5 protein-coding genes are annotated in these 6,845 nt (G+C 67.6%); 1 reads left to right on the top strand and 4 read right to left on the bottom strand.

Annotated features, from left to right (window positions below; genetic code table 11):
* Window positions 1–174: 174 nt before the first annotated feature.
* From pcaG to pcaF, 4 genes are all read right to left on the bottom strand, one after another.
* Window positions 175–765: a protocatechuate 3,4-dioxygenase subunit alpha gene (gene pcaG, locus AC0L3K_RS00660; protein ID WP_007598143.1), complete on the bottom strand. Its 591-nt coding sequence runs from the start codon at window positions 763–765 to the stop codon at window positions 175–177.
* Entirely contained in the window at window positions 766–1,467 is a 702-nt protein-coding gene (pcaH, locus tag AC0L3K_RS00665) for a protocatechuate 3,4-dioxygenase subunit beta (RefSeq protein ID WP_007598144.1), read from the bottom strand.
* A gap of 91 nt (window positions 1,468–1,558) precedes the next feature.
* The gene (locus AC0L3K_RS00670; protein ID WP_473365377.1) at window positions 1,559–2,452 is read right to left on the bottom strand and encodes a dioxygenase family protein; all 894 of its coding nucleotides are present in this window, start codon (window positions 2,450–2,452) and stop codon (window positions 1,559–1,561) included.
* Window positions 2,453–2,567: 115 nt separating this feature from the next.
* Entirely contained in the window at window positions 2,568–3,776 is a 1,209-nt protein-coding gene (gene pcaF / locus AC0L3K_RS00675; RefSeq protein ID WP_007598148.1) for a 3-oxoadipyl-CoA thiolase, read from the bottom strand.
* A 216-nt stretch (window positions 3,777–3,992) separates the two neighbouring features.
* Between pcaF and mutS the strand changes: the two genes are divergently transcribed.
* Window positions 3,993–6,731, top strand: a complete 2,739-nt coding sequence (mutS, locus tag AC0L3K_RS00680; RefSeq protein WP_354200220.1) for a DNA mismatch repair protein MutS — start codon at window positions 3,993–3,995, stop codon at window positions 6,729–6,731.
* Window positions 6,732–6,845 lie beyond the last annotated feature (114 nt).

Raw genomic sequence — 6,845 nt, forward strand, 5'->3', positions numbered from 1 at the left:
GGGGGGGGGGGGCGCGGCGGGGGGGGGGGGGGGCGGGGGGCGCGGGGCGCGCGCCCGCGCCCGGGCGGGCCGGCCGGGCGCCCCCCGGCGCGGCAGGTGGCGGCGCGCCGCCCGGCGGGGCACCGCGGCGGCCGCCCGGCCGGGGCGCGGGCCCGCCCGCGCCCGACGCTGGGGTCACACGTCGAAAAACACCGTTTCGTTGTCGCCCTGGAGCCGCAGGTCGAGCCGGTACACCGGCTTGCCGGCCTCGCGCACGGCCGTCAGCGTGGCGCGGCGGTCGGCCGGCACCACCGCCAGCACGGGATCGGCGGCATTGCCGGCCTCGTCGCTGAAATAGATGCGGGTATAGAGATGCCGCAGCATGCCGCGGCCGAACACCGCAAGCAGGATATGCGGTGCCTGCGGCTTGCCGTCGGGATCGGGCACCGCGCCCGGCTTGATGGTTTCAAAGGAATAATTGCCGTCCTTGTCGGTGCCGCAGCGGGCAAAGCCACGGAAGCTCGCATTCGGCAGGGCGCGTTTGTCCTGCGGATCGGCGAAGCGCCCCTGCGCATCGGCCTGCCAGATCTCCAGCATGGCATCGGGCACGGCGACCCCATCGCCGTCGAACACGCGGCCCTCGATCCGGACACGCTCGCCGGTGACGTCGGGCGTTAGCGTCGAGTTGGTAAACGCGTCGTTCCAGGCGTACTCGCCGGTCGGCGTCAGGCCGTATTTGAAGAACGGGCCGACGGTCTGCGACGGCGTGATCCCATTGTCCTGCACTTAATGGTTCTCCATAGGGGTGGCGTTCTTGCCGCGCAGCACGACATCAAAGCGGTAGCACAGCGCCCATTCGGGCTGGGTGTTCTCGAGATCGAACGATGACACCATCCGCGCCCGCGCCTTTTCGTCCGGCACCGAATTGAAGATCGGATCGAACGGGAATAGCGGATCGGCCGGGAAGTACATCTGCGTCACGAGACGCGTGACAAAGGAATGGCCGAACACCGAGAGGTGGATGTGGGCGGGACGCCAGGCGTTATGATGGTTGCCCCACGGATAGGCGCCGGGCTTGATGGTGACGAAGCGGTAATAGCCCGCAGCATCGCTGACAGTGCGGCCCGCGCCCGTAAAGTTCGGATCGAGCGGCGCCGGATGCTGGTCGCGGACGTGAACGTAACGGCCGCAGGAATTGGCCTGCCAGATCTCGACCAGCGAGTTCGGCACGCCGCGGCCGTCCTCGTCGCGCACATGGCCGTGCACGATGATGCGTTCGCCGAGCGGCTCGCCGGTGTGCTGAGTGGTGAGGTCGCTGTCGCCCTCGCGCACGGTCTCATGGCCGTAGACCGGGCCGGTCAGCTCCGACAGCGTATGGCGCATCGGGATCAAGGGCTTGTTCGGCGCGCGCTTGATCGAGCTCTTGTACTCGGGCGACAGCGGCAGCGGATGCGCCGTGTTGCTGTCGACGGGATAGATCAATGTCATTGGCGAACTCCTCCCCGGCCTTTTTCCGACCGGTCAACGCTTCCGCCAATCATTATAGGATATAACTAATTGGGGGAAGCGGCTTTGAGCCCTATTTGATCGGCGGACGCGGCAGGACGGCCTCGCCGGCTTCGAGCCGGTAGACATGGTCGAGCGAATACCATGGCGTCGCGACGTCGCGCTCGCTCGGATGTGGCGTGTCATGGCGCAGGAACTTGCCGATCAGCGCCTTGGTCACGCCGAACTGCACGTCGCTGTCGATATGCGGATCGGCGGGGTCGTAGACCTGCGAGATCAGCACCTTGAATCCGGGCTTGAAGATCAACGCATGCAGGTGCGCGGGACGATAGGGATGCCGGCCTTGCGCCTCCAGAAGGCGGCCGACCACGCCGTCGGTCGGAATGGGATAGCCGACCATCATCACGGAGCGGAAAGAGAAGGCTCCGTCGTGGTCGGTCGTAAACTTGCCGCGCAGGTTCATGTCGGCCTGCTCGGGGTCCTGGTTTTCATAGAGACCCACGGGCGATGCGTGCCAGACATCGACCTCGGCGCCGGCGACGGGACGGCCGTCCTTGTCCACGACGCGGCCGTTGACGAACAGCGGCGCGCCCGGCGTCTCGGAGCGGACGATCGATCCGCCATTTTCCACCCGCGGCGAGTTCAGCCGCCAGAACGGTCCGAGCAGCGACTGGTCGGTTTCCGTGTTGCCCTCATCGCCGTTGTTCAGCAGGCACACCAGCGGCGAGACGCCGAGCGAGCCTGCCATCAGCACGACCTCGTTATGCGTGTCGGTCGAGAGCTTGCCGAGCTCGGCGATGACAGCCGTGGCGTCGCGAAACTCTTTCTCCGTCAGGCGAACGTCGCGGACGAAGGCATGCAGGTGCTTGACCAGAGAGACCATGATCTGGCGCAGCCGCGGATCTGACGTCCGCTCCATCACCGCCAATGCCGCGGCCGTGACGTCCTGCTCGCTCGCGATGATCATGGCACGGTTTTCTCCCTGTCGTTCCGGGGCAGCCCGAGGGCTGAACCCGGAATCTCGAGATCCCGGGTTCGGTGCAAATGCCCCGCCCCGGGATGACGGCACGCTGCGCGTCTCGTCAATTCAGCTTCTCGATCGCGACAGCCACGCCCTGGCCGACGCCGACGCACATGGTGGCGAGCGCCAGCTTGCCGCCGCGCTTCTCCATGCCGTGTACGGCGGTGAGCGCGAGGCGCGCGCCGCTCATGCCGAGGGGATGACCGAGTGCGATCGCGCCGCCATGCGGATTGACGAAATCGGCATCGTCGGCAACGCCGAGCTGGCGCATGCAGGCGATGCCCTGCGAGGCGAAGGCTTCGTTGAGCTCGATCAGGTCGAAATCGCTGATCTTCTTGCCGAGACGCTCCATCAGCTTGCGGGTGGCCGGCACCGGGCCGATGCCCATGATGCGCGGCGGCACGCCGGCCGAGGCGAGGCCGAGGATGCGCGCGCGGGGTGTCAGGCCGTGCTTCTTCACGGCAGCCTCGGACGCCAGGATCATCGCGGCAGCGCCGTCATTGACGCCGGAGGCGTTGCCGGCGGTCACCGTGCCGGGATTGCGCACGATCGGCCTGAGCTTGGTCAGGGCTTCCAGCGTGGTCTCGGGACGCGGATGCTCGTCCTTGTCGACTGTAACAGGGCCGGCCTTGCCGCCGGGAATGGTGATCGGGATGATCTCCTCGGCGAAATAGCCGGCCGCGATCGCGGCGCCCGCGCGCTGCTGCGAGCGGATCGCGAAGGCGTCCTGATCGGCGCGCGAGACCTGGAATTCCTCGGCGACGTTCTCGCCGGTCTCGGGCATCGCGTCGACGCCATACTGCGCCTTCAGCAGCGGATTGATGAAGCGCCAGCCGATCGTGGTGTCGAAGATCTCAGCCGAGCGCGAGAACGCTTCCTGCGCCTTGCCCATCACGAAGGGCGCGCGCGTCATGGATTCGACGCCGCCGGCAATCGCAAGCTCGATCTCGCCGGAGCGGATGGCGCGGCCGGCGGCACCGACCGCATCGAGACCGGAGGCACAGAGCCGGTTCAGGGTCTGGCCTGGAACCGAATCCGGCAGGCCCGCAAGCAGGAGCGCCATGCGTGCAACGTTGCGGTTGTCCTCGCCGGCCTGGTTGGCACAGCCGAAGAAGACCTCGTCAACCTGTGCCCAGTCGAGATTGGGGTGCTTGGCCATCAGAGCCTTGATCGGGGCCGCCGCAAGGTCGTCGGCACGCACCTTGGCGAGCGAGCCGCCAAAACGGCCGATCGGGGTCCGCACGGCATCGCAGATAAAGACGTCACGCATCGTTGTTCTCCCTGAATGCCGCGATCCGGCCTAAATTCTTCAATGTCGGCGGAGTTTTAGGAGGGTGCCCGCGGGAGGTCAATTGACCGATACGCGCGTGTTCCTGGGGGTGCGCACGCGAGTTGCGCATGCCGCGGTGCGGACAACGTGGAAAACCTCCCCTCCCCGGCCAAAGCGATAGGAGCGCGGGGCGAAATTTTGTAGGTTGCGCCGCCCATGACAATGCAACAACCGATCCCTGTACCGCCCCCCGACGATACGCCCGCGCCGCAGGCGGAAGCCGCCGCGCGCGTCACGCCGATGATGGAACAGTACCTTGAAATCAAGGCGGCGCATCAGGGCCTCTTGCTGTTCTACCGGATGGGCGACTTTTACGAGCTGTTCTTCGAGGACGCAGAGATCGCCTCCAGGACACTCGGCATCGTCCTGACCAAGCGCGGCAAGCATCAAGGCGCCGATATCCCGATGTGCGGCGTGCCAGTCGAGCGCTCCGAGGATTATCTGCACCGGCTGATCGTCGCCGGGCACCGGGTCGCGGTGTGCGAGCAGACCGAGGATCCCGCCGCCGCCAAGGCGCGCGGCAACAAGAGTGTCGTGCGCCGCGGCGTGGTGCGCCTGGTCACGCCGGGCACGCTGACCGAGGACACGCTGCTCGACGCGCGCGCCAACAATTACCTGCTGGCGCTCGCGCGCGCGCGCTCATCGGCGGGCGGTGACCGCTTTGGCCTCGCCTGGATCGACATCTCGACCGCCGAATTCACGGTGACGGAATGTTCGGGCGGCGAACTCGCCGCCACTCTGGCGCGCATCAATCCGAACGAGGTGATCGTCACCGACGCGCTCTATAACGATCGCGAGCTCGGACAGACTCTGCGCGAGCTGCCGGCGGTGACGCCGCTGACCCGCGACGTCTTCGACGGCGCCACCGCCGAGAAGCGGCTATGCGACTATTTTGCCGTCGCGACCATGGACGGACTGTCCCAGCTGACGCGGCTGGAAGCCACTGCCGCCGCCGCCGCCGTCACCTATGTCGACCGCACCCAGGTCGGCAAACATCCGCCGCTGTCGCCGCCCGCGCGCGAAGCCTCGGGCGCGACCATGGCGATCGATCCCGCCACCCGTGCCAATCTCGAACTGACGCGGACCTTGGCCGGAGAACGCCGCGGCTCGCTGCTCGATGCGATCGACTGCACGGTGACCTCGGCCGGCTCGCGCCTGCTGGCGCAGCGGCTTGCCGCGCCGCTGACCGATGCGGCGGCGATTGCGCGGCGGCTCGATGCCGTCGGCAGCTTCGTTGCCGACTCGGCCGCGCGCGAGGACATCCGCAGCATCCTGCGCGGCGCCCCCGACATGTCGCGGGCGCTGGCCCGTATATCCGTCGGCCGCGGCGGGCCGCGCGACCTCGCCGGCCTGCGCGACGGCATCATCGCCGCCGACCAGGTGCTGACGCGGCTTGACGAACTCGACCAGCCGCCGCAGGAGATCGCCGTGGTGATGGCGGCGCTGCAAAGGCCATCGCGCGAGCTCGCGGCGGAATTCGCCAGGGCGCTCGACGATCAACTGCCGCTGATCAAGCGCGACGGCGGGTTCGTTCGCCAAGGCTATGAGCCTGCGCTGGACGAAACGCGGAATCTCCGCGACGCCTCGCGCCTGGTGGTGGCCTCGATGCAGGCGCGCTACGCCGACAACACGGGTGTGAAGAGTCTCAAAATCCGGCACAACAACGTGCTCGGCTATTTCGTCGAGGTCACCGCGCAGCACGGCGACAAGCTGATGTCGGCGCCGCTGAACTCAACTTTCATCCACCGCCAGACGCTGGCCGGCCAGGTCCGCTTCACCACCTCGGAACTGGGAGAGATCGAAGCCAAGATCGCCAATGCCGGCGACCGCGCACTCGGACTCGAGCTCGAAATTTTCGAGCGGCTCTGCGCCAAGGCTCTGGCAATCAGCGAGGAGCTGCGCGCCGCCGCCCACGCCTTTGCGCTGCTCGACGTCGCGACGTCGCTGGCCAAGCTGGCGATCGACGAGAACTATGTGCGGCCCGAGGTGGACGCGTCTCTCGGCTTTGCCATCGAGGCGGGTCGCCATCCGGTGGTCGAGCAGGCCTTGAAGCGCAATGGCGAGCCGTTCATCGCCAATGCCTGCGATCTCTCGCCGGGCCCTGCGCAAAAGTCCGGCCAGCTCTGGTTGCTGACCGGTCCGAACATGGCCGGTAAATCGACCTTCCTGCGCCAGAACGCGCTGATTGCGTTGCTCGCCCAGATCGGCAGCTTCGTGCCGGCGACACGCGCGCGGATCGGCATCATCGACCGCCTGTTCTCGCGTGTCGGCGCTGCCGACGATCTCGCCCGCGGCCGTTCCACCTTCATGGTCGAGATGGTCGAGACCGCGGCGATCCTGAATCAGGCCGGCGAGCGCGCGCTCGTGATCCTTGATGAAATCGGCCGCGGCACTGCGACCTTCGACGGCCTCTCGATCGCCTGGGCCGCGATCGAGCATCTGCACGAGAGTAACCGTTGCCGCACGCTGTTCGCGACGCATTATCACGAGCTGACGGCGCTCTCCGCAAAACTGCCGCGGATGTTCAACGCGACCGTGCGGGTGAAGGAATGGCAGGGCAACGTCGTGTTCCTGCACGAGGTGTTGCCGGGTTCGGCCGATCGCTCCTACGGCATTCAGGTCGCCAAGCTCGCGGGCCTGCCACCGGCCGTGATCACGCGCGCGAAATCGGTGCTGGCGAAGCTGGAAGCCCAGGACCGCGGTCAGACGGCGCGCGCGCTGGCCGACGATCTGCCGCTGTTCGCGGTGCCCTCGCGCGCCGCCGCAGAAGCCGCCCCGCCGAGCGAAGCCGAACTGCTGATGGACGCGGTGAAGGCGCTGCATCCGGACGAGATGTCGCCGCGCGAAGCACTGGACGCGCTGTATGCTTTGAAGGCCAAGCTGCCGAAGGCATGAGGTGCCGTGGGGGGGGGTTTCCGCCCGCGGGACCCCACCCATCCCGGCCCCCCCACACATAAAACGTGGGGTTGGGGCCCGCCACCCCCCCCCCCAGCCCCGGCGGCGGGTTGG

It is taken from the genome of Bradyrhizobium sp. MI1.10 (assembly GCF_055811035.1).

What these genes read in the sequence shown, in the direction of transcription:
- pcaH (WP_007598144.1), bottom strand. Translation starts at nt 1,467, where the DNA reads ATGACATTGATCTATCCCGTCGACAGCAACACGGCGCATCCGCTGCCG.
- AC0L3K_RS00670 (WP_473365377.1), bottom strand. Translation starts at nt 2,452, where the DNA reads ATGATCATCGCGAGCGAGCAGGACGTCACGGCCGCGGCATTGGCGGTG.
- pcaF (WP_007598148.1), bottom strand. Translation starts at nt 3,776, where the DNA reads ATGCGTGACGTCTTTATCTGCGATGCCGTGCGGACCCCGATCGGCCGT.
- mutS (WP_354200220.1), top strand. Translation starts at nt 3,993, where the DNA reads ATGACAATGCAACAACCGATCCCTGTACCGCCCCCCGACGATACGCCC.